Annotated in this window: 18 protein-coding genes and 1 pseudogene; 8 read left to right on the forward strand and 11 right to left on the reverse strand. The window is 63.4% G+C overall.

The genetic code is table 11. The features are described 5' to 3' along the window. Window positions 1-120 precede the first annotated feature (120 nt). From lipB to CIW53_RS17345, 3 genes are read left to right on the forward strand one after another with little or no spacing between them, the layout of a single operon-like run. A complete protein-coding gene (gene lipB / locus CIW53_RS17335) occupies window positions 121-789 on the forward strand; it encodes a lipoyl(octanoyl) transferase LipB (protein ID WP_149365984.1) in 669 nt (222 codons plus the stop codon). A 9-nt stretch (window positions 790-798) separates the two neighbouring features. Beyond that, window positions 799-1,809: a lipoyl synthase gene (gene lipA, locus CIW53_RS17340; protein ID WP_149365985.1), complete on the forward strand. Its 1,011-nt coding sequence runs from the start codon at window positions 799-801 to the stop codon at window positions 1,807-1,809. Between the two features lie 8 nt (window positions 1,810-1,817). After that, window positions 1,818-4,058 (forward strand): carboxy terminal-processing peptidase, encoded by a 2,241-nt coding sequence (locus tag CIW53_RS17345; RefSeq protein WP_149365986.1) that lies wholly within the window; start codon window positions 1,818-1,820, stop codon window positions 4,056-4,058. 101 nt (window positions 4,059-4,159) lie between these two features. On the opposite strand, the gene CIW53_RS17350 is transcribed toward CIW53_RS17345, so the two are convergent. The 7 genes from CIW53_RS17350 to CIW53_RS17380 all read right to left on the reverse strand — a co-directional run bounded on the left by CIW53_RS17350 (window position 4,160) and on the right by CIW53_RS17380 (window position 16,147). After that, window positions 4,160-5,482 (reverse strand): aspartyl/asparaginyl beta-hydroxylase domain-containing protein, encoded by a 1,323-nt coding sequence (locus tag CIW53_RS17350; RefSeq protein WP_149365987.1) that lies wholly within the window; start codon window positions 5,480-5,482, stop codon window positions 4,160-4,162. Window positions 5,483-5,628: 146 nt separating this feature from the next. Next, on the reverse strand, window positions 5,629-7,479 hold the full coding sequence (locus CIW53_RS17355; RefSeq protein ID WP_149365988.1) for a tetratricopeptide repeat-containing sulfotransferase family protein: 1,851 nt from the start codon (window positions 7,477-7,479) through the stop codon (window positions 5,629-5,631). Between the two features lie 106 nt (window positions 7,480-7,585). Next, window positions 7,586-10,465, reverse strand: a complete 2,880-nt coding sequence (locus CIW53_RS17360; protein ID WP_149365989.1) for a TonB-dependent receptor — start codon at window positions 10,463-10,465, stop codon at window positions 7,586-7,588. A 509-nt stretch (window positions 10,466-10,974) separates the two neighbouring features. After that, entirely contained in the window at window positions 10,975-12,354 is a 1,380-nt protein-coding gene (locus CIW53_RS17365) for a leucyl aminopeptidase family protein (protein ID WP_149365990.1), read from the reverse strand. An 88-nt stretch (window positions 12,355-12,442) separates the two neighbouring features. After that, complete coding sequence (locus CIW53_RS17370) at window positions 12,443-13,144, reverse strand: HAD family hydrolase (RefSeq protein ID WP_149365991.1); 702 nt, start codon at window positions 13,142-13,144, stop codon at window positions 12,443-12,445. 13 nt (window positions 13,145-13,157) lie between these two features. Beyond that, complete coding sequence (locus tag CIW53_RS17375; protein WP_172969727.1) at window positions 13,158-14,519, reverse strand: substrate-binding domain-containing protein; 1,362 nt, start codon at window positions 14,517-14,519, stop codon at window positions 13,158-13,160. Window positions 14,520-14,740: 221 nt separating this feature from the next. Continuing rightward, complete coding sequence (locus CIW53_RS17380; RefSeq protein WP_149365993.1) at window positions 14,741-16,147, reverse strand: DegQ family serine endoprotease; 1,407 nt, start codon at window positions 16,145-16,147, stop codon at window positions 14,741-14,743. A 349-nt stretch (window positions 16,148-16,496) separates the two neighbouring features. On the opposite strand from CIW53_RS17380, the gene CIW53_RS17385 reads away from it, so the two are divergent. From CIW53_RS17385 to CIW53_RS17400, 4 genes are all read left to right on the forward strand, one after another. Next, window positions 16,497-19,781, forward strand: a complete 3,285-nt coding sequence (locus tag CIW53_RS17385; protein WP_149365994.1) for an LAGLIDADG family homing endonuclease — start codon at window positions 16,497-16,499, stop codon at window positions 19,779-19,781. A gap of 168 nt (window positions 19,782-19,949) precedes the next feature. Continuing rightward, on the forward strand, window positions 19,950-20,546 hold the full coding sequence (locus CIW53_RS17390) for a hypothetical protein (RefSeq protein ID WP_242451967.1): 597 nt from the start codon (window positions 19,950-19,952) through the stop codon (window positions 20,544-20,546). A 98-nt stretch (window positions 20,547-20,644) separates the two neighbouring features. Then, complete coding sequence (locus CIW53_RS17395; protein ID WP_149365996.1) at window positions 20,645-21,406, forward strand: NrdJb; 762 nt, start codon at window positions 20,645-20,647, stop codon at window positions 21,404-21,406. 113 nt (window positions 21,407-21,519) lie between these two features. Continuing rightward, the gene (locus CIW53_RS17400) at window positions 21,520-23,103 is read left to right on the forward strand and encodes a DUF262 domain-containing protein (protein WP_149365997.1); all 1,584 of its coding nucleotides are present in this window, start codon (window positions 21,520-21,522) and stop codon (window positions 23,101-23,103) included. A gap of 55 nt (window positions 23,104-23,158) precedes the next feature. Here CIW53_RS17400 and CIW53_RS17405 read toward each other — a convergent pair. The 4 genes and pseudogenes from CIW53_RS17405 to CIW53_RS17420 all read right to left on the reverse strand — a co-directional run. Beyond that, window positions 23,159-23,332 (reverse strand): annotated as a pseudogene (locus CIW53_RS17405) (IS3 family transposase); the annotation flags it as partial. A 155-nt stretch (window positions 23,333-23,487) separates the two neighbouring features. After that, window positions 23,488-23,691: a hypothetical protein gene (locus tag CIW53_RS17410; protein WP_197736709.1), complete on the reverse strand. Its 204-nt coding sequence runs from the start codon at window positions 23,689-23,691 to the stop codon at window positions 23,488-23,490. A 156-nt stretch (window positions 23,692-23,847) separates the two neighbouring features. Then, entirely contained in the window at window positions 23,848-24,396 is a 549-nt protein-coding gene (locus CIW53_RS17415) for an Sbal_3080 family lipoprotein (protein ID WP_197736707.1), read from the reverse strand. Then, a complete protein-coding gene (locus CIW53_RS17420; protein WP_149365998.1) occupies window positions 24,393-25,049 on the reverse strand; it encodes a cold shock domain-containing protein in 657 nt (218 codons plus the stop codon). The genes CIW53_RS17415 and CIW53_RS17420 overlap by 4 nt, the downstream gene beginning before the upstream one ends. A gap of 192 nt (window positions 25,050-25,241) precedes the next feature. Between CIW53_RS17420 and CIW53_RS17425 the strand changes: the two genes are divergently transcribed. Beyond that, window positions 25,242-25,481, forward strand: a complete 240-nt coding sequence (locus CIW53_RS17425) for a hypothetical protein (protein WP_149365999.1) — start codon at window positions 25,242-25,244, stop codon at window positions 25,479-25,481. Window positions 25,482-25,604: the final 123 nt, after the last annotated feature.

The following is a 25,604-nucleotide window of genomic DNA, read 5'->3' on the forward strand; positions in this document are numbered from 1 at the left end:
CACTTGTGCGAGAAAATGTGGGAGCGACTTCAGTCGCGATGCTCTTCGGAGCAATGGCAAAAGCATCGCGACTGAAGTCGCTCCCACATTTCACAGCACATCCGCCCCAGGTCGTCCTTCATGTCGTTGCCGCTGAAAATCCGTCGCCTCGGTCGCCAACCCTACGCGGCGACCTGGAAGGCGATGAGTGCGTTCACCGACAATCGCACGGCGGACACGCCCGACGAGCTGTGGCTGCTGGAGCATGACCCGGTGTTCACCCTGGGTCAGGCCGGCAAGATGGAGCATGTACTGGCGCCGGGCGACATCCCGGTGCTGCCGGTCGATCGTGGCGGCCAGGTGACCTATCACGGTCCCGGCCAGATCGTCGGATACCCATTGATCGACCTGCGTCGCGCCGGCGTCGGCGTGCGTGAGCTGGTGAACAGGATCGAGCAGTCGCTGATCGACACGCTGGCGCGCTGGAATGTGGTCGCACTTCGGCGCGAGGGGGCACCGGGCGTGTACGTGGCCGACGCCAAGATCGCCGCGTTGGGGTTGCGCGTGCGGCGCGGCTGCAGCTTCCACGGCCTGGCCTTCAACGTGGCCATGGACCTTGAGCCCTTTCACCGCATCAATCCTTGCGGTTACAAGGGTTTGGCGGTCACACAACTGGTAGACTTGGGCGGCCCGTCGCAATTGGCCACGGTCGAGGACGTGCTGGTGGAGGAGTTCTGCCGCCAATTCGGCTTTGCCGCCGTGCCAACTGCCCCCGTCCTACCCGAACTCCCCGCTCGAGCAGCGGTCTGAGCTGTCTACATGAGCGAAATCTCCACAGCATCCCCCAAGGTCATCCCGATCACCGTCGTCAGCGGTGCGCCTGCCGGTGAAAAGCAGGTGGGCAACGACAAGATCGCACTGAACCGCGCCGGCTTCGACACCGCCGTGCCGGTGCTTCGCAAGCCGTCATGGATTCGCGTGCGCCTGCCACAGGGCAACGCCGTGCAGCAACTAAAGGCGCGCCTGCGCGAGAACGCGCTGGTCACCGTGTGCGAGGAGGCGTCCTGCCCGAACATCCACGAATGCTTCAGCAAGGGCACCGCGACCTTCATGATCCTCGGCGAGGTATGCACGCGCCGCTGCTCGTTCTGCGACGTGGCGCATGGTCGCCCGGTCGCGCCCGATCCGCTGGAACCGGCGCGCCTGGCCGAGACCATCCGCGACATGCGCCTGAAGTACGTGGTGATCACCTCGGTCGATCGCGACGACCTGCGCGACGGGGGCGCCGAACACTTCGCCGCCTGCATCCGCGCCACGCGCCATGCCAGCCCGAACATCAAGATCGAGATCCTCACGCCCGACTTCCGCGGCAAGGGCCGCATGGAACGCGCGCTGGAAGTGCTCAAGGACTTCCCGCCGGACGTGTTCAACCATAACCTGGAAACCGTGCCGCACCTGTACCGCGAAGTGCGCCCGGGCGCCGATTACCAGTGGTCGCTGGATTTGCTCAAGCGTTTCAAGGCGCAGCATCCCGACGTGCCGACCAAGTCCGGCATCATGCTTGGGCTCGGCGAAACGATGGATCAGGTCCTGGAGACGATGCGCGATTTACGCACGCATGACGTCGAGATGATCACCATCGGCCAGTACCTCCAGCCCACGCCGCACCATCATCCGGTGGTGCGTTACTGGACGCCCGAAGAATTCGACGCGTTGCGTGAAGCCGGTGAGGCGATGGGTTTCCATCACGTCGCTTCCGGCCCACTGGTGCGTTCGTCCTATCACGCCGACCTGCAGGCGCATGCAGCCGGTGTCACCGAGTCAACCTGAGAACATCCATGAAATTTCGTCCCGCGCTGGTCCTGTTGCTGGCCTTCACCGCCACTTTCGCCTTTGCGCAATCGGCCGCCGATCTCGGCGCCGGCACCGCTCGCAAGGCGGCCGTCTGGCCGCTTGCGCCCACTCCCGACGAGGCGCAGGCCGCGCAGCTTTCCGCGCGCTTCCTCACCCGCTTCCACTACGACGCGCAACCGCTCGACGACGCGATGTCGGCGCGGATCTACGCCGCGTATCTCAAGTTGCTCGATGGCGAGAAGGTGTTCTTCACCCAGGCCGACCTGGCCAAATTCGCACCGTTGAAGACCACGCTGGACGACGCGATCTGGAATGACGACCTGTCCGCGCCGTTCTCGGTGTTCAACCTGTACGTGCAGCGCGCGGTCGAGCGCATGACCTATGCGCGCGGCCTGCTCAAGCAGGGCTTCGATTTTACCGCCGACGAAAGCTACGCGTTCGATCGCAAGGACGCCGCGTGGCCGAAGGACCAGGCCGAGCTCGACGACTTGTGGCGCAAGCGCACCAAGAACGACTGGCTGCGCCTGAAGCTGGCCGGCAAGTCCGACGCCGACATCCGCAAGACGCTGGACAAGCGCTACGCCGGTTACATCGAGCGCGTCAAGCAGCTCGACGGTGAGGACGCCTTCCAGAGCTTCATGACCGCCTACGCCGAAACCACCGACCCGCACACCGATTACCTCGGCCCGCGCGCGGCGGAAAACTTCGACATCGCCATGAAGCTGTCGCTGGAGGGCATCGGCGCGGTTTTGCAGGCGCGTGACGACTACACCCAGATCCGCGAGCTGGTGCCGGCCGGTCCGGCCAACAAGTCCGGAAAGGTGCATGTCGGCGACCGTATCGTCGGCGTCGGCCAGGGCGAGAAGGGCCCGATCGTCGACGTGATCGGCTGGCGCCTGGACGACGTGGTCAATCGCATTCGCGGCAAGAAGGACACCACCGTGCGGCTGGAGATCATCCCTGCCGATGCCGGCGTGGACGGCAAGCACGAGATCGTCAGCCTTGTGCGCAAGAAGGTCAGCATCGAGGAGCAGGCGGCGAAGAAGAAGATCGTCGAGATCAAGGACGGCGACGTCACCCGCAAGATCGGCGTGATCGAGTTGCCCACGTTCTATTCCGATTTCGGCGCACGCAGTGCCGGCGACAAGAACTTCAAGAGCGCCACCCGCGACGTCGCCAAGCTGCTCGGCGAACTCAAGCTCGCCGGCGTGCAGGGCGTAATCGTCGACCTGCGCAACAACGGCGGCGGCTCGCTGGCCGAGGCCAACTCGCTGACCGGCCTGTTCATCGACAAGGGCCCGGTGGTGCAGGTGCGCGACTCCAAGGGCGAAGTGCAAGTGCAGGGCGACGACGATCCGGGCATGGCATGGAGCGGCCCGCTGGCCGTTCTGGTCAACCGCGGCACCGCCTCGGCCTCGGAAATCTTTTCAGCTGCCATCCAGGACTACCACCGTGGCCTGATCATCGGCGAACCGACCTTCGGCAAGGGCACCGTGCAGAACCTGGTCGACCTGGATCGGTTCGCGCAAGGCGACAGCGAGAAACCCGAACTGGGCGAGCTGAAGATGACCATCCAGGAATTCTTCCGCATCAACGGCGGCTCGACCCAGTTGAAAGGCGTGACCCCGGACATCGAGTTCCCGAAGAACGGCGACGACAAGGACTTCGGCGAGTCGACCTACGACAATGCGCTGAAATGGACCCAGATCCCGCCGGCGGACTACCAGCCGGTGGCCACCCTCAATGCCTATCTCCCGCAACTGGCGAAGCTGCACGACGAGCGCGTGGCGACGTCGCCGGCGTGGAAGCTGATGCTCGACGAGCTGGCGCAATACAAGATCATGCGCGACAAGACCTCGATCTCGCTGAACTTCGCCGCGCGCGAAGCCGAGCGCAAGCAGCAGGAGGCGATCCAGTCCGGCTTCCGTGCGCGGCACAAGGCCATCGACGGCACCGACGTGCTGGGCGATGACGACCAGAGCCACCTCGACGACGGCCTCAACGCGAACGAGCGCAGCCTGAAGAGCGAACTCAAGGAAGAGAAGGAATCAAAGAAGGCGAAGGATGTGCAGCTCGACGAAACCGCGCACATCCTGTTCGACGCGATCGGCATGATCAAGGCCGATCCGAAGCTCGCCGCCGCCGTGCTGCCGTATGGCGGAAAATATAGCAGCGGCCTCGCTGCGGCACCCACCGCACCGGCGACACTGGAACCGACGCACTGAATGCCGTGCGGTCAAAAAAGGGGCGGCGCGAGAGCGCCGCCCCTTTTTCATGATCATCCGGTGCCGATCCCTGGCAGAGTTGCCAGCTGTGATGACACGGGTCAGTCCGGTGTGACGGGTATTTCGCAGGACTGGTTGAAATCACCGATCGCCTCGACCAGGTCGGTCACCGCCATACGTTCCGCCTCACTGAGCTCCGGATGCCAGCTGTCCAAGATCAGCACCACGCGCGTCTGCCCGCTGCGGTTCCATGCCTCATGTTCGTAAGTGTCGTCGAACGTCACGCACCGACCTTCCTGCCAAACGTGCTCCTCGCCACCAACGCGGATGGCGCAGTCGGGCGGAACGATCAGGGGCAGATGGGTCACCAGCCGCGTATTGGTGACCCCTCTGTGCGGCAGGATGTGCGTACCCGGACTCAGCACCGAGAACAGTGTTTCCGGTGCATGGTCGCGGATGCGTACCAGCGGCAACGTATTGAGCACAGCCGTCGTTTGCGGACAGCGTGCGCAGTGTTCGTCATGGCGCTGGCCATGGCGATTGAAAAAGTACGCATCCCAGGCGGGGTCCTGGTCGCTGGATGAACGCAGCATGCCGTGACTGAGGTGCGCGGGCACCGGGCCTAGAAACGCCTCCAGCTGCTGCCCCTGTGACAGCACGGCGCGCAGCTCTTCGCGCACGATGGCGGTTGCCGCCTCCAGCCTCTCCAGCCAGAGGAAGTGCTTGCGCGGGTAGTACGGCTGACTTGCGATGCCGGGAAAATAGAGGAATGTCGGCTTCTGTCGCGGATCGGGGATGTTTGCCGGTTGCTCGAAGAAGTAGATCGACAGACTGCGCTCCACCCGCACCAGTTCGTCGCTGCCGTAGCGCTCGCGCAGCGGATCCAGTACGCCGCGAAACAGCTGTCGCCGCCCCTTGTTGACGTAGTTGATGGCGTATTTCACCGCATCGCGCAGCCTCGGCGCGGTGGTTGCGTCGTCCTGCCAGCGCCCCAGCGCCCGCGCACTCTCGATGGCCATGAAGTAGGCCTTCAGTGCTTCGTGCGCTTGTCCCAGTTGCTCCAGGGCCATGCCCAGTTGCAGGCGCGCCACAAACATTCGTGGTGCCAGTGAAAGTCCGTGCCTGAAGCTGGTGGCAGCTGCGCTGAAATCTTCCGCTGCCAGCTGCGCGCTGGCCAGTTGGACCCAAAGAGCCGGGTCATTCCGGATCATTCTGACGACGACCTGCAAGCGCCCCACGGCCGCCTCATGCTCCCCGCGTGCGGATTGGCAGTCGGCCACGAACCGCAGCGCCTCGACATCCTGCGGATGCCGCTCAAGCAGGCCCAGGAAAGACTTCTCCGCGGCGTTCGACTCACCCTGTTGGGCATGTTGCCGGGCAATGCGCCGGATGGCTTCCATAGTATCGTCGTGTGGCTGACTCATCGGCGATCAATCGTCTCGCATGGAAAAGCTCAGCTCCCTAGGCGCAAACCACGGGAACTCCCGGTCACCATCATACGCGGGAGATCTTGCCGGCAACCGGGCTCGGCGCGATACCCGGCGCAGGCCACGATTCGCATTGGCGAACCTCACTCGGCATAGCCGAGCCGATGCATGACGGGGTGCAATATCGGCAGCACCGGCTCGAACCATTGGCGGTAGGCTTGCCAGCGACCCACCGCCTTGCTGCTGATGCCCTGGATGACCTGGGCGTAGCTCGGGGTACTGATGAACGGCTTGCTCTGCGCGTGCTCTGAAAAGCGTGCCATGGGCGATGCGTCATGGATGTCGAGGAACTGCCCCAGTCGCGCGACATTATCGTCGAAGTGGCTCACGACGGATTCGTAGCGCCACTCCAGCACGTTTGGCGCGAGTACCTCGACCTGTCGCTGCCACTGCTCGAAGGCCTGCACGTAACCGTGCGCCAGGCGCTGCAGGGATGAGCACAGCACCATGAATGCCGGTGAGCGGAAGGACTGCATGTAGCAGCTCAGCAACACGTCGCAGGGGTGGCGCAGGCACAGGATGATCCGTGCTTGCGGGAACAGCCGCATGATCATCGGCAGGCACAACATGTTGAGTGGATTCTTGTCCACCAGCCGGCGTGTTCCGAGATCCGGCACGACCTGTTCGACCCGGCGGAAGTAGACGGCGCGCAGTTGGTCCGCATCGTCCGGCGTGAGGCTTGCCAGGTCTTGCGGATAGCACTGACCAGTCATTTCCATGGCCTCGATCAGGTCATGGATGAATGCGCGCTCGTCCATCGAGCGGAAATCCGGATGCGCATCGAGCATTTGCTCCAGCAGGGTGGTGCCGGAACGCGGAAAGCCGACCACGAAAACCGGCTGTTGCCCGACACGCGATGCGGGCAGTGGCTTCCAGTCCTCGTGGGCCGCGCGTTCAACCAGGCGAGTGACCATCTGCAGCGGCATGCTATCGGGTCGCATCAGCTCCGGTACGATGTCTTGTGCAATATTGAGCTGCGCGGCATGGGCGGTCTGCAACGCCGGCCATACCGCATCATGCTGATTCATCCGGCTGCTGGCGGTAGCCAGGCCGAACGCGGCGCTGGCGCGGTGCTGGTCATCGAGGTTCAGCGTGAGCATCCGGCGATACAGCGCTGCCGCGGTCGCGTAGTCGGCGTTGCGCATGGACAGTGCAGCATGTGCGCTCCAGCCTTCGGCGCGGGCATCGTCGTCCGCGGGCAATTGATCGAGAACGTCCAGTGGCACCTGTCGCAGTTGCTCGAGTGCGCGATCGAGCTGGTTGCTGCGTTCGTATAGCGCCGACCGCTGGGCGGCGATGCGCAGTCGCATGATCCCGGCTGCCGGTCCATCGGGCAGCTGCGCCCGGTCGAGCGTGTCCAGCGCGATGTCGAGTTCGCCCTGTGCGGAAAGCATCGCGGCAAGACTGAGGGCCTGTTCACCCGACTGGGCCGGCCAGTCGGCGGCACCGGCCAGCATGGCCTGCTGACCGTCATTATCTCCCCCGACATAGCATGCGTGCGCGGCTTGCAGGCGGGCTTCTATAAACTGTGGCGACAGACGTACCGCATCCATCAGTGCATGCTTGGCCAGCACCCAATGCCGTTGCTGCAGATGCAACAGGCCGATGTTGTAGTGCAATTCGGCATCGTCCGGTACCAGCGAGAGCGCGGTCTTGAAGGCATGTTCGGCCCCTGCCATGTCGCCATCCTGGCGGCAGGCAAGTCCGAGATTGTTCCAGTACGCGGATACCTGCGGCCGCATGCGCGTCAGCGACGCGAACGTGTTTGCCGCCTGGCGGTAGCGCGCGCATGCATACTGGGCGAGGCCCCGCCACAGCAGGGCAGGTTCGTCCGTTTCAGCCGCACTTTCGCCGAGGGCGATGACTTGCTCCATGTCGCCGGCGTCGTAGGCGCTGATCATCGCCTCAGAGAGGCTGTGGTTGGGTGCGGGCATGCCTTTCCGATCGGTTGTCTGCCGGTCTTCATTATGCAAGAGGGGCCGCGAGAATATCCCGCAGCCCCTCCAAGGCGCCGTGAAACTTTCCAGCCGGCTCAGCCGGTCAGAACTTTACCGTGGCACGAGCCCAGTAGTAGCGGCCCAGCGTGTCATAGGTGGAGGCATCCACGTTGTAGTTCGTACCATTCTGATAGACCAGCGGCGGTATCTTGTCGCTGAGGTTGTCCACGCCGACGTCGATCCGGGTATGCCACGACGGGATCGCATAGCCAAGCTGGATCGAGTGATACATCACCGAGGCCATCGGCAGGTTGGTGCCCGGGATGGCGGCATCTGCATTCAGGTTGGTCAGGTGGTTGATGTAGCGCGTCTGCCACTGGGCGCTCCAGTTGCCCAACGCCCAGTTGAACGTCAGTGTGCCGCGCCAACGCGCCATGTTGCCAAACTGCTGGCTGTAGGTTCCGGCGTAGTTGACCGTCTCCGCGTCTTGCTGGCCGGGCGTGGCGGTGTTGTTGTAGGTGGACAGATAGGTGCTGGCGAAGCCGGCCTTGAAGTCACCCGGATTCACGCTACCCAGGTCGAAATGCGGAATCTTGTAGTTCAGCGTGAAGTCGATGCCGCTGGTGCTGAGATTGCCCAGATTGACCACTGGCGTGTCGATCACATTGACGTCGCCTGCCTGCTGGGTGTTGGTGCCGTAGCGATGGATCAACGAGCAATACGGGCTGCTGTTGTTCGCAAAGCAGGCATTGACCACCGTCGAGGCGGCAATCGGCGTCAGCAGATCGCTGAGGTAGATGTGCCAGAAGTCGACGCTGGTGGACAGGCCCTCCATCCAGTTGGGGCTGTAGACCATGCCGAAGTCGATCGACTTGCCCTGTTCCGGCTTGAGTGACTGGCCAACGGTGCGGGCACCCGCGTAGTACGTGTTGACCTGGGCATTGGTGTTCACCCAGCCCACGGGAACGAACTGGCAAGCGGCGGCATGCTGCGCCAGCTGGGCTGCCGTGAGGCCGACGCAGGGGTCGTTCAAGTTTGGCTGGACCAGGGTGATGCCGTCATAGAGTTCGTCCAGGTTGGGGGCGCGAAATACCTGGGATACCGTACCGCGGACCAGCAAGTCGGCGATCGGCCGCCACTCGACGGCGATTTTGCCGTTGGTGGTCGTGCCACTGGTGTCGTACTTCGAATAGCGCACGCCTACGTCGAGGTTCAACGAATAGGCGCCCGGCTGCTGCGAGAGCAGCGGTATCAGCGATTCGGCATAGACTTCCTTGACGTTCTCGCTGCCGCGGCCCGGCGAACCGCAGCCTTCCTGCAGGATCTGGCAGGTACCGGTCGTCAGATCGAGGACGGCGTCGGGGGTAACGGTGTAATTCATCAATTGCTTGCGATACAGGGCACCGACAGCCAACTGCATGCTGCCTGCCGGAAGGTCCCACAGCTCGCCGTTAGCGTCGAACTGCACCTGCTTGGTGGCATTCGTGTACACGTACACCGGGTTGTTCACCAGACCCTTGAGGGCGGGCTCGTTGGCCTGGTCGAAGATATTCACGCCGCTGTTGATCGCCCCCTGGAACTGGGCGATGTTGAGCTCGTTGTAATTGCGCTGCAGGCGATTGGCATGGCCATAGTTGATCGTGGCATCCCAGTTCCAGCTGCTCTGACCGAACGCACCGCGCAGGCCCGTGCTGATCTGCACGTTCTGGGTGTCATAGGTGTGCAGGCGGGTGCCGGCTCCGGTCAAGCGCATGTTGAGGCCATAGCCGCTGTTCGGGTCGGTCGGGTTGGCCGGGTCGGTACCGAAGGTGACGCCGAACGGATTGATCGGGTTGCTTGCCGCCACGTACCAGCCGTCGCCGACCGCCGTGGGGGCGGGCGCGTCTTGACCGGCCGACTGCGTGTGGTTGAAGAACGCATCCGCGAAGAAGGTCAGGTTGTCCGTCAGCTTGTAGCTGCCGAGGACGAAGGCGTCGGTGCGTTGCTGCGCGGTCTGGATGTAGTTGTATGTGTTGTAGTTGTACGCATCCGAGCCCGCGGGGTAATGGTCGCAGCGGTAATCGCTCTGGCTCGATCCGTCGCCCTGCGCCTTGGTGACGAGGATTTTCCCGTTCTTGACCGTGCAGCCGTATTGGTTGGCAAACGACGCGGGCAGCTGGATCTTGCCGGTCGGGATGGTGCTGGAACCGGATGCGGTGAGCGCACCACTGGACAGGTAAAGCGGGTTCGCGGAGAACTTGCGCTGGCTGGCCAGCGCGGCGTCGTATTTGTTGTAGTCGAGGCCGCCGACGATGTTGTAGTTGTCGCCGCTGAGGCCGCCGACAATGCTGAGACCATGCCGCTGGCCGTCGCCATGGCTGGAGATGCCGCCGTTGATGCTGGCTTCGACGCCCTTGTAGTCCTTGCGCAGGATGAAGTTCACCACGCCGCCGATCGCGTCGGAGCCGTACACCGTCGAGGCTCCCTCAGCCAGCACGTCGACCCGTTCGATCATGCTCTGCGGGATCATGTTGACATCGGCATTGGCCATGCGCTGACCGTCGATCAACACCAGGGTGCGATTCACGCCAAGGCCACGCAATGAAATGCGCGCGGCGCCGTCGCCGCCTTCCAGTGACGGGCTGGCGACGCCGCCGCCGTTGGTGTTGTTCTGGGTGTTGGTCGCGTTGCCGGAGATGCTGGGCAGTGCCTGCAGCACATTGCCCAGCGTCGGATTGCCGGCATTGGTGATCGCGGCACGATCCACCGTCACCACCGGACTGGACGTCTCGGCGTCGACGCGCCGGATCAGCGAGCCGGTGACGACGACGGCACTGAGATTCTTTGTCTTGCTTTTTTCTGCCGGCGCCGGCGTGGCCTGATTGGTGGCCGCGGTATCGCCCGTTGTCGAATCCTGTGCCTGCACCGCGCCCGCGGCAGCGAAAACGCTTACTGTCAAAGCCAGTCGCACGGCCAATGACAGATGGTTCAAGTTGTATTTCATGCGTATTCCCCGATCAAATAAAATGAAAGAATCCCCTGTAATTTTTCAATGCGTCACAGGCAGGCACGCACCTTCACGGCGTCGCTGGATCAAGCATTCGATGTGCTTGAGTGGTCGTCACCGCCGTGTCTTGCGGAGGTTCGTTTGTCGCTCAAGGCGTTCTGGCGCGGGAATCGACGGCAGGCAGCGCCAGCCGGTTGTGAAGCCATACACGATGCATGCAGTTCTCCCCGTTCTCAGATGAAGTTGCCCGCTACCCGTGGCCCGCACTCCCTACAGGCGATGCGGCCCTTGCTGCAACACCACCTCCCCCAAGGTCATGTGTTGCCCCGCCGCGATTTTTTGTTCTACAACGACTGCAGCAGCATTTGATCGGCGACTGTCCTGCGGATGGCCATCCAGCCGCCAATCGAACCCGGTTTCCACCGATCAGGGTGCAGGATCACATGGACGGCCAAAAAAAAACAGCGCCTAGGCACTGTTTTTTGTGGGTCCGAACGGCCGCTGCCTCAGCCGCGGTGGCGTCGCTGCAGGAATTCAAACAGGGCGCGCACGCCCATCGCCTCGCCGCCGCGCGGGCGGCCGGGGCGGTCGCTGTCGTTCCAGGCGTAGGTATCCAGGTGCAGCCATTCGATCGTGTCGGGCACGAAACGCTCCAGGTACAGCGCCGCGGTGATCGCACCGGCATGCCGGGAGGGCCCGGCGTTGGCGATGTCGGCCACATGCGACTCCAGCATGCGCCGGTAGGGGCGCCACAATGGCAGCCGCCACAGCGGATCGCCGACCTGCGTGCCGGCGGCAACCGCCGCTTCGGCCAGCGCGTCGCCATTGGCAAACAGCGCCGGCAGGTCCGGCCCCAGCGCCACGCGTGCGGCGCCGGTGAGGGTGGCGAAATCGATGATCAGTTGCGGCTGCCGCTCGGCGGCGTAGGCCAGCGCGTCGCACAGCACCAGGCGGCCCTCGGCATCGGTGTTGTCCACTTCCACGGTGATCCCGGCGCGGGTGGTGATCACGTCGCCGGGGCGCATCGCGTTGCCGGCGACCGAATTCTCGACCGCGGGAATCAGCAGGGTCAGCGACACCGGCAGCTTCGCCTGCATCATCAGCCCGGCCAGCGCGATGGCATGGGCGGCGCCGCCCATGTCTTTCTTCATCCAGCGCATGCCGTCGCCGGATTTCAGATTCAACCCGCCGGTATCGAAGCACACGCCCTTGCCGATCAGCACCAGCGACGGGTCGCCGGCCTTGCCCCAGGTCAGCTCGACCAGGCGCGGCGGGCGGCTGCCGGCGCGGCCGACGGCATGGATGGTCGGGAAATTGGCCTTTAGCAGGTCGTCGCCGACCCATTCGCGCACCTTTGCGCGATGCGTCTTGCCGAGCTGGCGGACCGCGTCGGCGAGTTGCGCCGGGCCCATGTCCTCGGTCGGCGTGTTGACCAGGTCGCGCACCTGCGCGGTGGCCTCCACCAGCGGCGCCAGTTGCGCCAGGTCGGCGCTGGAGACGACCAGCCGGGCTGGTGCGCGTTTCGGTTGGCGGTAGCGGCCGAACTGGTAGGCGCCGAGCGCCCAGCCCAGCGCGGCCTGCAGCGGATCGTCCAGCACGCCTTCGTCGGCAAGGTGGTAGTTCGCCTCCGGCAGCGCGCACGGCAGCGCCGCCAGCGCCGTCAGCGGCGCGCGGGCGTCCACGCCGGCCAGCACCCGCACCAGTTTGCCGGCGTCGTCGGCGAGCAGCGCGAACGTATCCGGTGCCGCGGCGAAGCCGCTGTCGGTCAGCCACCGGCGCTGCGCCGCGGTGAGCCGCTTGCGGGTGGCGGCGTAGTGCGCGGCGTCGGTGGTTTCGATGGCGATGCTGCGGCGTGGGCCGGACGGGCGTTCGATCAGGGCGGACATGCGGGATCCTTCTTGCTTCGTGCGGTGCCGATGAGGCTGTTCGTCGGCGCAGGTAATCGCCAATGATGCGCGCTTTCCGGGGCGCCGGCTATGCAACGGGTGCCTGTGCGTCGAGCCAGTCGGCCAGCACGCCCATGTCGGGCAGGTCCAGTTCGGGCGCCGTGCCCAGCGCAGTCGGCCATGGTTCGCCGCGGCGATTGATCCAGGCCGTGCGCAGGCCGGCATCGCGCGCGCCGACCATGTCCATGTCCGGGTCGTCGCCGACGTGCAGGATCTCGGTGGGAGCCAATCCCAGCAGCTCGGCAGCGGCCAGGAAGATGCGCGGATCCGGCTTGGCCATGCCGGTGTCGCGCGAGCAGATCTGATGGGCGAAGTGCGCGTGGATGCCGATGCGTTGCAGGTCGGCGTTGCCGTTGGTCAGGCTGACCACCGGCCAGCGCGCGGTGATCCGCTGCAGGGCGGGCAGGCTGTCCGGGTACAGCTCCACGCTGTTGCGCGCGGCGAAGTAGATTTCCCACAGCACATCGATCGGCGCCGTGGCGATACCGCAGGCGGCGAACGCATGGCGCATGGTGAGCTGGCGCTGGGTGGTGAAGTCATGCGCCAGGTCCACCCGCTCGGCGGCGATTTGCGCGCGCAAATCGCGCATGGCGGTGATCGGCCATGCACGCGCCACCTCGGGATGATGCTGCCGCAGCCACGCGTCAACGGCCTGGTCGGCGCGTTCCAGGGCCGGCAGCACCGGCCACAGGGTGTCGTCCAGATCCAGCGTGAGCGCGCGTATCTGCACGGCAGTGGCGGAGTCAGCCGTTGCTTACCTGCAGCACCTGGCCAAGCCTGATCCGGTCGTTCTTCAGGTGGTTCCACCGGCGCAGGTCAGTCACGTCGACGCCATGCTTCTTCGCGATCGTCGACAGCGTGTCGCCCTTGTTCACCTTGTAGGTCGCGCCGGCCGACCGGGCGCGGCTCTGCACGGCGTCGGCGGTGACCTTGCCGAACGTGCTGCCGCTGGCCGGCTGGCTGACCGTGGTGGCTGCGCCTTCGACGTGTGCCGTGCCGCTGACGCTGACCCCGGCCACGCTGCCGCTGACATGGGTCAGGCGTGCCTCCTCCTTGCTGGCGGCATGGCGCTTCTCGAGCGCCAGTTTGGCGGCCAGCGTGTCCGGTGAGGTCGGCGCCACCGCGACGCGGGCGGCGTAGGTGGCGCCAGGTGCGGAAACCGGCGCGACATGGCTGGCGCGCGCGCCGACCTCGGCAAGGATGGCGCTGCGGCGCGAGCTGTCCATTGCGGCCAGGGCGGCACCGTCCTGGTACGGCAGCACCGCATGCTTGCGCAGCGCTGCCTTGGCCGGCTCGGTCTGCAGGAAGTCGACGAAGGCCTGCGCCTGCGCCGCCTTCGGACTGCGCGGATTGGTCACCAGGTAGAGCGGAGTGAACAACGGGTAGCTGCCGTCGGCGATGTTGGCGACGGTCGCCCGCTTGCCGTTGATCGGAATGGCCTTGATCTTCGAATTGCCGCTGATCCCGGCCAGCGTGGCCACGCCCAGGCCATTCGGGTTGAGTGCGATGCCTTCTTCGAGCTTGCGCGTGTTGACGTACAGCCGCGGCGCGGCCACCGGCTGGTTGCCGCGGCCGAACAGCAGGCTGCGCAGGCTGTACTCCACGCCGTCGCCGGGACTGGCCACGGCATAGACGTCGATCGGCGCATTGCGGCCACCGACCTCGCTCCAGTTGTGGATCTTGCCGTAATAGATGTCGTGCACCTGTTTCAGCGTGAGGCTGTCGATCGGGTTGGATGCCTGGGTGATGATCACCAGGCCGTCCCAGGCGACGGGGGTGAACGTGAGGTTGGCGTTCTGTGCGCTGCCGTCGCTGGCGCGGGCGCTGCCGGCCAGGTCGGCCGTGCCGGTCGCCACCGCGTCGATGCCCGAGGCGGTGTTGAACGGCTGCAGTTCGATGTGGCCGTGGCCGGTTTTTTCCCAAGCATTCGCCACTTCGTCGACGACGCCGTTCGCAGTGGCGACGTCACCGCGCCAGATCAGGGTGGAGGTGCTCTTGGCCGGTGTGCCGGCCCGGGTTTTGGAGTGACTGCGGGCAAACGCGGGAGCGGTGATGCAGGCCCCGATCAGGGCTACGGACAGCAGGCGGGCAAGACGAACGGACATGGTGATGGGGAGCCCCGGCATGAATTGAAGAAAGTGGTGACGCCAGTATGTAGCCCGGCAGGCGTACATGCGGTGAATTGGACAGGGTATTTCATCGACATGAATACAGAACATCAAGCACTTTCATGTATTTGCGCGAGTCCTTGCGTCGGGCTGTGCGCCGGGACACGGCCGCGGTGCGACGCCGGCCATGGTTTGGCCGGCGCAGCACCCGCCGCGGATCAGTTCACCACCACATAGCGGCTGCCGTCGGCATCGGCCACCACCAGCACCAGTTGGCGCGGATGCACGCCAGCCAGCCCGCCCAGCATGCGCAGGCTGGTGATGCGCTGGTTGCCCACGCCGATCAGCATGTCGTCGGTACTCAAGCCGGCACGCGCGGCGCGGCTGCCCGGTTGCACCGCGCTGATCGCCACGCCGTACAGGCCCTGGTCGCGCTGGCGTTGGCTCAATTCGCTGAAACGCACGCCGGCCAGTCGTGGATCGAGCTTGCCGCCGTCGAGGCTGGCCAGCTTCTCTGCGGCGATCGTGGCACTGACCTGACGGCTGTGGCCGTCGCGCAGCACGCCCAGTTGCACCGTGCTGCCCAGCGGCAGCAGGCCTTCGGTATTGCGCAGTTCCTGCTCGTTGTGCAGCGGCTTGCCGTTGAGTGTGGTCAGCACGTCGCCCGGTTGCAGGCCGGCATGCTCGGCGGCCGAGCCGGGGTTGACGCCGGTGACCACCACGCCCTTGTCGTCCTCGAGCTTCAGCAACTGCGCTATGCGCGGGGTGATCGCCTGGGTCTGCATGCCGAGGCTGCCGCGCTCCACCTTGCCGTACGCCAGCAACTGCGCCATCACGCTGCTGGTGAGGTTGCTCGGAATCGCGAAGCCGATGCCGACATTGCCGCCCGAGGGCGAGAAGATCATGGTGTTGATGCCGACCAGCTCGCCGCGCAGGTTGACCAGCGCGCCGCCGGAGTTGCCGGGGTTGATCGAGGCGTCGGTCTGGATGAAGTTCTGGTAGCCCGAGCTCTCCGAATCGGGACCGCCCAGGCCCGATCGGCTCAACGCCGAGACGATGCCCGCGGTGACCGTTTCGCTCAGCCCGAACGGCTCGCCCACCGCCACCACGTAGTCGCCCACGCGCAGCTTCGAGGAATCGGCCAACGGCAGCGCGGTGAGGTTCTGCGCGGGGATCTGCACCACGGCTACGTCGGTGTCCGGATCGGCGCCGACGAGCTTGCCCTTGAACGTGCGCCCGTCCTGCAGCGTGACCGTGATGTCGTCGGCACCGCCGACCACATGATTGTTGGTCAGCACGTAACCCTTCGCCGCGTTCACGATCACGCCCGAGCCCAGGCTCTGCTCGACCCGCTCGCGCGACGGTCCCGCCGGCAGGCCGAAGAACTGGCGCATCATCGGATCATCGAAATACGCATCGCGCACCGGCACGCGGGTCTTGGTGGAGATGTTCACCACCGCCGGCGTCACCCGCTGCAGCATCGGCGCCAGCGAAGGCATCGGCTGCCCGTCGACGGCCGCGGGCAGGGTGGCGGCGCAAACGCACACCGGCACGAGGGTGACCACGGATGCGAGGCCCAGCAAGCCGATCAGGCGGGGCAGCAGGCGGGATGGACGTGACGACATGAGACTCTCCTTAAATCGACGAAATGCGGCGCTGCTTCGACCGATACCCGCCGCGCCGGTTCCGTTGTACCGACAGTTGCCGACGGGACTTTACATCCAGCGACGTCGGGGTTAACGTCCCCATCCGGTAACAACCACAACATCTTGTGCTTGGGCGTCAACCCAAAGACAAGTACTGGTGTAGACCACCCACGCACTCCGGGGGGCGTTGTCGTCGGAAAACAGTGCGGTGCAAGGGTCGGCGGGCAGCCCCGTCATCCGCGGCGCCAGCGCGGAACAACGTCAGCCACGTCATATCAAAATAAAGCTACGGGAGGCCGCGAGGCCGAACCGGGAGGTCAGGAAGCCGATGAGCACAGCGCGTGCACCAGCCACAAATTCAGCCACAGGTCGTGATGCCGCCGTGGACATTCCCCTGCAACCCGCCTCGTACGACATCTGGGACAAGAAGTATCGTCTGAAGGCGAAGTCCGGCGAGCCGGTCGACGCCACCATCGACGAGACCTACCAGCGCGTGGCGCGTGCCTTGTCCGACGTGGAAACCACCGACGAACTGCGCGGCCTCTGGTACGAGAAATTCCTGTGGGCGCTGCGCCGCGGTGCGATCCCCGCCGGCCGCATCACCTCCAACGCCGGTGCGCTGGCGCACAAGCCGGCCACCTCCACCATCAATTGCACCGTCTCCGGAACCATCCGCGACTCGATGGACGACATCCTGGAGAAAGTGCACGAAGCCGGCCTCACCCTGAAGGCCGGCTGCGGCATCGGCTACGAATTCTCCACGCTGCGCCCGCGCGGCGCGTACGTCTCCGGCGCCGGCGCGTACACCAGCGGCCCGCTGTCGTTCATGGATATCTACGACAAGATGTGCTTTACCGTGTCGTCCGCCGGCGGCCGTCGCGGCGCGCAGATGGGCACGTTCGACATCAGCCATCCGGACGCCAAGGAATTCATCCGCGCCAAGCGCGAGGACGGCCGGCTGCGCCAGTTCAACCTCAGCCTGCTGATCACCGACGGCTTCATGGACGCGGTCGAGCACGACCAGGACTGGCCGCTGGTGTTCCCGGTGCATGTGAAAGAGCAGCACGAGATCGACCTCGCCGATCCGGCGAAAGTCGTCTGGCGCGAGTGGCCCACGCACGACAACTACGTCGACCGCGAGGACGGCCTGGTCGCGTGCAAGATCTACAGCCACATCCGCGCGCGGCACCTGTGGGACATGATCATGGTGTCCACCTACGACTATGCCGAACCGGGTTTCATCCTGATCGACAAGGTCAACGAGATGAACAACAACTGGTGGTGCGAGCACATCCGCGCCACCAATCCGTGCGTCACCGCCGATACCTGGGTGCAGACCGCCGAAGGTCCGCGACAGGTCGGCGATCTGCTCGGCCATGGCTTCATGGCGCGGGTGGACGGCAAGGACCACGCCACCGGTGCCGAAGGTTTCTTCCGCACCGCGACCAAGCCGGTGCTGGCGCTGCAGACCGAGGAAGGGCATCGCCTGCGCCTGACCGAGGACCACCGCGTGCGTCGCGTTTCGCGCATGACCCGCTGGAGCCTGGATACCGAATGGTGCGCCGCCGGTGCCTTGCAGCCGGGCGACCGTGTGCTGCTCAACGACCATCGCGCCAACGCGCAGTGGTCCGGCGCGCTGACGGCGGAGCAGGGTTATCTGCTCGGCATGCTGGTCGGCGACGGCACGCTCAAGCGCGATGCCGCCGTGTTGTCCGTGTGGCCGCAGGCCGCTGTCGTGAACGGCTCGACCAATGGCGGGGCACGAGCGCTGATGGCCGAGACGCTGCGCTGCGCACAGACGCTGCCGCATCGCGCCGACTTTGCCGGCTGGTCCGAAGTGACGGGCCGTGGCGAATTCCGCATGAAGTCTGCCGCGCTGCGCGATCTCGCCTTCGAACTCGGCATGACCGCAGGCGACAAGGCGATCACGCCGGCACTGGAGCAGGCTTCGAGCGAGGCGTATCGCGGTTTCCTGCGAGGCTTCTTCGATGCCGACGGCTCGGTGCAGGGTAGCCAGGCCAAGGGCGTTTCCGTACGCTTGGCGCAGTCGGACCTGCCGCGGCTGGAAGCGGTGCAGCGCATGCTGCTGCGCCTGGGCATGCCTTCGCGCATCTACCGCGATCGCCGCGTTGCCGGTGAAAGCCTGCTGCCGGACGGTCGCGGCGGTTCGCGCCTGTATGCCACCCAGGCCCAGCACGAACTGGTCATCGCCGGCGAGTCGCTGCTGCGTTTCGCCGAGTTGATCGGCTTTGCCGACACCGACAAGGCGACCCGTCTCAAGGCCGCCCTGTCCGGCTACAAGCGCACCCTCAACCGCGAACGCTTCGTCGCCACCGTGGCCTCGCTGCAGGCCGATGGCGTCGAGGACGTCTACGACGTGCAGGTGCCTGGCATCAACACCTTCGACGGCAACGGCCTGCACGCGCACAACTGTGGCGAGCAGCCCTTGCCGCCGTACGGCTCCTGCCTGCTCGGCTCGATCAACCTGACCACCTTCGTGCGCGATCCGTTCGGCCCCAAGGCACGTTTCGACTGGGACGAGTACCGCGAGGTGGTCAAGGTGTTCACCCGCATGCTCGACAACGTGGTCGAGATCAACGGCCTGCCGCTGGAGCAGCAGCGCAACGAGATCATGTCCAAGCGCCGCCACGGCATGGGCTTTCTTGGCCTCGGCTCCACCGTGACCATGCTCAAGCACCGCTACGGCAGCGCCGAAGCGGTCGCATTCACCGAAGAAGTCTCGCGCGAGATGGCCGTTGCCGGCTGGGAAGTCGCGCTGGAACTGGCCAAGGAAAAGGGCGCCGCCCCGATCCTGCTGCGCGACTTCACCGTCACCGGCGACATGCTGCGCAAGCGCCCGGAAATGGTCAGCGACGGGTACAAGGTCGGCGACAGCATCCCCGGCCGCGTGCTGCACGCGAAGTACTCGCGCTACATGCAGCGCATCGCCACGGTGGCGCCGAACCTGGTCGCCGAGCTGGCCGAGACCGGCGCGCGTTTCACCCACCACTCCTCGATCGCGCCCACCGGCACGATCAGCCTGAGCCTGGCCAACAACGCCAGCAACGGCATCGAGCCGAGTTTCGCGCACAGCTACTCGCGCAACGTGATCCGCGAAGGCAAGAAGTCCAAGGAAAAAGTCGAGGTGCTCAGCTTCGAGCTGCTTGCCTACCGCGCGCTGATCAATGCCGACGCCAAGGCGTTCACCGACGAGGCGGAAAACAAGCTGCCCGACTACTTCGTCGCTGCCGACGACATCAGCCCGAAGCAGCACGTCGACATCCAGGCGGCCTCGCAGAAGTGGATCGATTCCTCGATCTCCAAGACCGCCAACGTGCCCACCGATTACCCCTACGAAGACTTCAAGGACATCTATTTCTACGCCTACAAACAGGGCCTGAAAGGGTGCACCACATTCCGCTTCAACCCCGCCGCGTTCCAGGGTGTGCTGGTCAAGGATTCCGACCTTGAAAGCACCCTCTACCGCTTCGAGCTGGAAGACGGTAGCGTTGTCGAACTGAAAGGCAATGAGCAGGTGGAATACGACGGCGAAATGCACTCCGCCGCCAACCTCTTCGATGCCTTGAAGGAAGGCTATTACGGCAAGTTCTGAGCCCGGTTTGCTTCTTTGAAATAAGGCTCACGGCAAGTTCTGAACCGTCGCACGCTCCGGCGCGCGACAACTCAAGCGGTCCATCGGGAGGGGAACATCAGCATGTCCATCGAAAACGAAGTTGAAATGAGCAACAACGCACCGGCCGTCGCCGAGGCACCTGCCGTCGTGCTGCCGGTCCTGCCGGACGTGCCGCCGGCTGCACCGGTTGCCGCACCCGCGCCGGCAAGGAAGGCGCCGGCAGCGAAGAAGAAGGCTGCCCCGAAGAAGGCGGCCGCGAAGAAGGCCGCACCGAAGAAGGCTGCCAAGAAAGCCGCGCCGAAGAAGGCTGCTGCCAAGAAGAAGGCTGCGCCCAAGAAGGCTGCCGCGAAAAAGGCCGCGCCCAAGAAAGCGGCCGCCAAGAAAGCCGTGAAGAAAGTGGCGAAGAAAGCCGCCGCGAAGAAAGCCGTCAAGAAGACAGCGAAGAAGGCCGTCGCCAAGAAAGCCGTGAAGAAGGCGGCCGCCAGGAAGGCGGTGAAGAAGCCCGCGAAGAAAGTCGCCAAGGTGGCAAAGAAGAAAGCCGCCAAGGTCGCAAGAAAGGTCAGCAGCAAAAAGACGGCCAGCAAGAAGGCCGCACCGAAAAAGGCGGCAGTCAAGAAGTCCGCCAGCAAGAAAGCCGTCGCCAAGACGGCCAAGAGGTCCACTGCCAGCAAGAAGGCGAGCGTCAAGTCGGCACGCCCGGTGAAAAAGGCTGCCGGCAAGAAGGCCGCTGCAAAACGGAAGTAGGCGACACCGCATGCGGCCCGGCCATGCGCCGGGCCGCATGATTCCCGCACCACGCCGTGTCCACTCCGGCACCAACACTCGATAAAGAAGCGAACATCATGGCGATCAAGATCGACAAGAAGATCACGGGCTACAACGTGGTCAAACCCGAAGACAAGGTTGCCGCCAACCCGGTCACTGCCGCTGCGCCGAAAGAGGCGCCGATGGCCGAAGTGATCCAGATGCACGAAAGCGTCGAGCGTCCCGAAACCCTGGTCGGCTCCACCTTCAAGATCAAGTCGCCGCTGTTCGAGCACGCGCTGTACGTCACCATCAACGACATCGTGCTCAACGCCGGCACCAGACACGAGCAGCGCCGTCCGTTCGAGATCTTCATCAACTCGAAGAACATGGACCACTTCCAGTGGATCGTGGCGCTGACCCGGCTGATGTCCGCCGTCTTCCGCAAGGGCGGCGACGTCACCTTCGTCGTGGAAGAGCTGAAAGCCGTGTTCGACCCCCGCGGCGGCTACTTCAAGGCCGGCGGCGTCTACATGTCCAGCATCGTCGCCGAGATCGGCTCGGTGGTGGAGCAGCACATGAAGAACATCGGGCTGATCCATGACCCGGAGATGGATGAGGCGACGCGGAAGCTGATTGCCGAGAAGCGGGCGGCGTATGAGCTGGGTGGGGCAAAAAAAAACTCTGAGGTGAGCGCGGCTCCTGTGGGAGCGGCTTCAGCCGCGACGGCGCCCAGCGATACCGAATCCTCAGGCTTCCCACCGGGCGCGACGCTGTGCCAGAAGTGCAATACGCAGGCGCTGGTGCTGATGGATGGGTGTCAGACTTGTTTGAATTGTGGGTATTCGAAGTGCGGCTGAGCTGCGGCACTTGATGATGATCGAACAAGAGCGGCAGCGATGCCGCTCTTGTTCTTTGAGCCGCATGAAAGTGGTTCTGATCTACTTGGTTCTCAAACTAGGACGTCGATGCCATGGAATATCAGCACTATTCAATTCGAAAAATTCTCGACGCCGCGGTGAGCGGTGAGATTCGAATTCCCGCCTTCCAGCGTGGATTCGTATGGGAGTGGGATCGCGTCGCTTATCTCCTCGACAGCATTTATAAAGGCTACCCTTTCGGATCCCTCCTCTTCTGGCGTACTAAGCAACAGTTGATGACCGAACGAAATCTCGGCACTTTTACACTGCCTCCTCCGCACGTCGACTATCCCATTGACTATGTGCTTGATGGTCAGCAGCGTTTGACGTCGATATTCACCGTATTCCAAACCGAATTAGAGCCTGAGCTCAGCTCCGATTGGGCCGATATTTACTTCGATCTTGAAGCGGGTCAAAACCCTCAAGACAGTGCCTTTCTTGCGATAGGTGCGGACGGCGAAGTCGACAAAAATCGCCACTTTCCGATGAACGTGCTTTTCGATTCGGTGAGGTATCGCGCCAACACTGAACACCTTAAGCCAGAGCAAATTGCACTCGTTGACAGGCTGCAAGAGAAGTTCAAAGAAGTCTCAATTCCAGTACAGGTGCTAAAAAGCGAAGATCGGTCGATCGTTGCCATCGTTTTCGAGCGAATCAACCACCTCGGAGTTGCACTCGACACCTTGCAACTTCTATCAGCTTGGACGTGGAGTGATGATTTTGACCTCCTAGAAAAATTTAAGGAGCTGCGAGAGGAACTGTCCGATTTCGGCTTTGCTGGCGTCGGAGATGATGCAGACCTAGTACTCAGTTGCGTGGCTGGAATTTTGACGCGAGAGCCGGGACCTGAAAAACTGTTGCAGTTGAACGGTGCTGACGTAAGAGCTCAATTCGCTACAGTCGAAAACGGCATTCGCGGAGCAATCGATTTTCTCAGAACACAGCTCAAAGTCGTTCATTTGAAGCTGCTTCCTTACCCATCAATGTTGGTTCCTCTTGCGGTATTTTTTGCCGAGCCCGACGGCAAGGAAGTGGTCTATGGAGGGCAGACCTTTCGCGCAATTAAGCGGTGGTTTTGGCGCACATGTTTTTCGGCTAGGTACACAAGCCAGACCCGGAAAACTACTATCTACGACATCGAGCAAATGGTGAAACTAAAGGCGGGCCAGTTGAGCATGCTGGATGCCATTGAAGTTCCCCTGAGACCAGATTTTTTCCGTAACTCGTTCCGTGTTGGTGCTGCGGCAACCAAAACTTTCGTATTGTTATTGGCTAATAATGACCCTCGAAGCCTCCTGTCAGGCAAGAGCATCGAGCTTGATAAGGTACTGCAACGCTACAACCGATCAGAGTTCCACCACATTTACCCACGAGCATTTCTACGAGAGATTGGCGTCTCCGATGCAGAAATTAACGTGCTTGGAAACTTCTGCTTTCTCAGCGCGGCAGAGAACAAAAAAATTGGTCGGAGTCGACCTTCAGTGTATCTAAACGATCTTGTCGGTGAGGATCGCGCCCGGGCAGATACGTTGGCAAGCGCATTTTGCGACGCGAGCGAATTCAACGACGAATACGGCCCCTTTCTAGCTGCAAGATGCGACAGGCTAACGGCATTCGCTAAAGAGGTAATGGCCTGACCTTTGCCTCGAATAAGAGGGTAGTGAGATGGCCCGGCTTTTTCGGACACGTTAATTAAGCACTCGTCGCCTCGTCATCGACAACAGCAGGTATGCGATAGCCGAGTGTTTGATGCAGCCGTTTGCGATTGTAGAAGCCTTCGATGTAGCTGACGATGGCGACTCTCGCGGCATCGCGTGTCGCGAAGGCCTCACCGTGAACGAGTTCGTTCTTCAGCGAGGAAATGAATCGCCCCGGATTCCGTGGGGGCTCCTACTCTTGAGAGAATGGAGCCATGAACAAGTCTACGAAGTTTTTCCCCTGAGGTCCGCGAGCGCGCGGTGCGCATGGTGCAAGAGCACCGCGGCGAGTACCCCTCTCTGTGGACGGCGGTCGAGTCGGAATTAAACGGAATTAAAGGAATTAAAGGGGACGTGGCTAATTAAGCCTCCAACGCCGACCAGCTCGTCCCGGTACGGTGCAAGATCGTTGAGCAGGCGCGGCAAATCGTTGGGACGTCGACACCGGAGAACCGCTTTGCCGTCGCCATCCATGACGGCCAACACGCTGTTACTGGAATGCAGGTCAATGGCTGCGTAAAGTGACATGGCTGTCTCCTGTCGCGGGGCGACGTTGAAACCGTGGTAGTTCCAACGTACCGCCAAGCGCAGGAGGCGGCGACATGAGTTTTCAGAGCCACTTACCCATAAAAAAGCGCCGTGTTTGCACGGCGCCGATCCAGTGCCCTGGACTATCCCCAGCGATCAATGAAACCCGGCCAGCAGTTCATCCATCACCGGATCCATCTTGGCCTTGGTGCCTCTCCATTTACCCATGTCGAAGCCGCCCTTGCCGTTGAGGTGGTAGGTGGCCGAGGCGACGAGCCGCCCGTGCTCGGTGATGCGGATCTCGGCGTGCGAGAGGTAGGGTTTGAAGTCCCAGGAGCGCAGTGCGGTGTAGTCGACGACGTATTCGCAGGTTGCGGGGAGGTCGCGGTCGTACACCTCCGCCGCGATGCCGTGCCGCTGGAAGCCGTCCTGCATGACCATGACGAAGTCATCGACGATCACCGCCGGGTTGGTGTGGATGCAGACGTGCTTCATGGCGACGCTGCTGTCGACGGGCTTCACTTTGACGCTGGTGCAGGCGGCAAGCGCCAGCAGCGATAGCGTGACAATCGCGTACTTCATGGTTTTCCCCTGTTTGCGGCGAGTCCGGTCGCCGATGGGTGCAGCATAGCGCCCCGTCCAGGTGGCACGCTCGCGTTTGGTGAATGGGAGGCGCGAAGCGATGGCTGCAGCCGCGTGGGTCAATCTGCTTCGCCGGTGCACCACTGGCTTTCGCAGGGCACGCCATCGTGGTTGCCGTCCATCCGGGTGCCAGGACACTGCCGGATGAAGAAGGTCGCTTCGGCGCAGGAATGCATCTGCGAGCAATAGGTGCGGCCATCGCAGTGCAACGGTTGCACGGGGGTATCGGCCAGGGCGGGGACTGCGGGTGGTACCACCGGTGCGGGCGCAACGGGGCGCGATGCGGGGGCCGGCGCGGCCGGAGTCGGATCCGCTGCCGGCGTGTATGGCACCTCGCGCGCAGCGGGTGCCGGGATCGGTGTGCTGTCGGTGACATCGTGTGCCGTGAGTCGCGAGTAGCCATACCAGCCGATGGCGGCGAGCAACAGCAAGCTGGCGACCGCGGTCAGCGGGCTTTGCCGGGAAGCCGTGGGCCTGGGGCGACGCGTGCGGTGTGCCGTGCCGCGGCTGCCGGGGCGCATGACGCGCACCGCGCGCTTCTTGCCGTCGCCGCGCAGGTCGATCTCGAAGGAAATCATTTCGCCGATGCAGGGGCGGATGCCGTCGCGCGGAAAGGCCGAGATGTGGACGAAGATCTGTTCGGTCCCCACGGCCGGCTCGATGAAGCCGAAACCCCGATCGTCGTTCCACGTTGCCAATGTGCCATGGGTACGCATGAGGGAGCTTCCAGGCTTGCGCGTTTACGGCGCGTTGTGGCCCTGGATGGTCGATGCCGTGGCCGGGGCCGTCAAGCGGCGAGCAAAAACAGGGGTCAGAGTACACTTTTCGAAAGTCGACTCTGAGCCCTGTTTTTCTTGATTGGGCACGGAAGAAAAGCCATCCGTTTCAACCAACCGACGTGAGCGAACATGAAACCGTTACGAAATTTTTTCATTGCCATGATTGCGATTGGCTCGTTTGCATCTATCACGCCTGCCAACGCCCAGGAAGCACCGGACGTGCTGATCAAGCGTATCAGCACCGATGTGATCGAATCCGCGAAAGCGGATCAGGAGATCCACGCTGGTAATCAAAAGCGCGTACTCGATCTGGCCGAAAAAGAGATCAAAAACAGGGGTCAGAGTACACTTTTCGAAAGTCGACTCTGACCCTGAGGTTTCCCCACGAATCCCCTCGTTCAATCAACACCTTGCGTGAAGACTGAAGGAACAGTGCGCGCATGATGCGGTCATTCCTCACGGGTTACGAAGCCAGAGGAGACCACACCATGC

This window comes from Rhodanobacter sp. T12-5 (genome assembly GCF_008329435.1).
In the GTDB taxonomy this organism is placed as follows: domain Bacteria; phylum Pseudomonadota; class Gammaproteobacteria; order Xanthomonadales; family Rhodanobacteraceae; genus Rhodanobacter.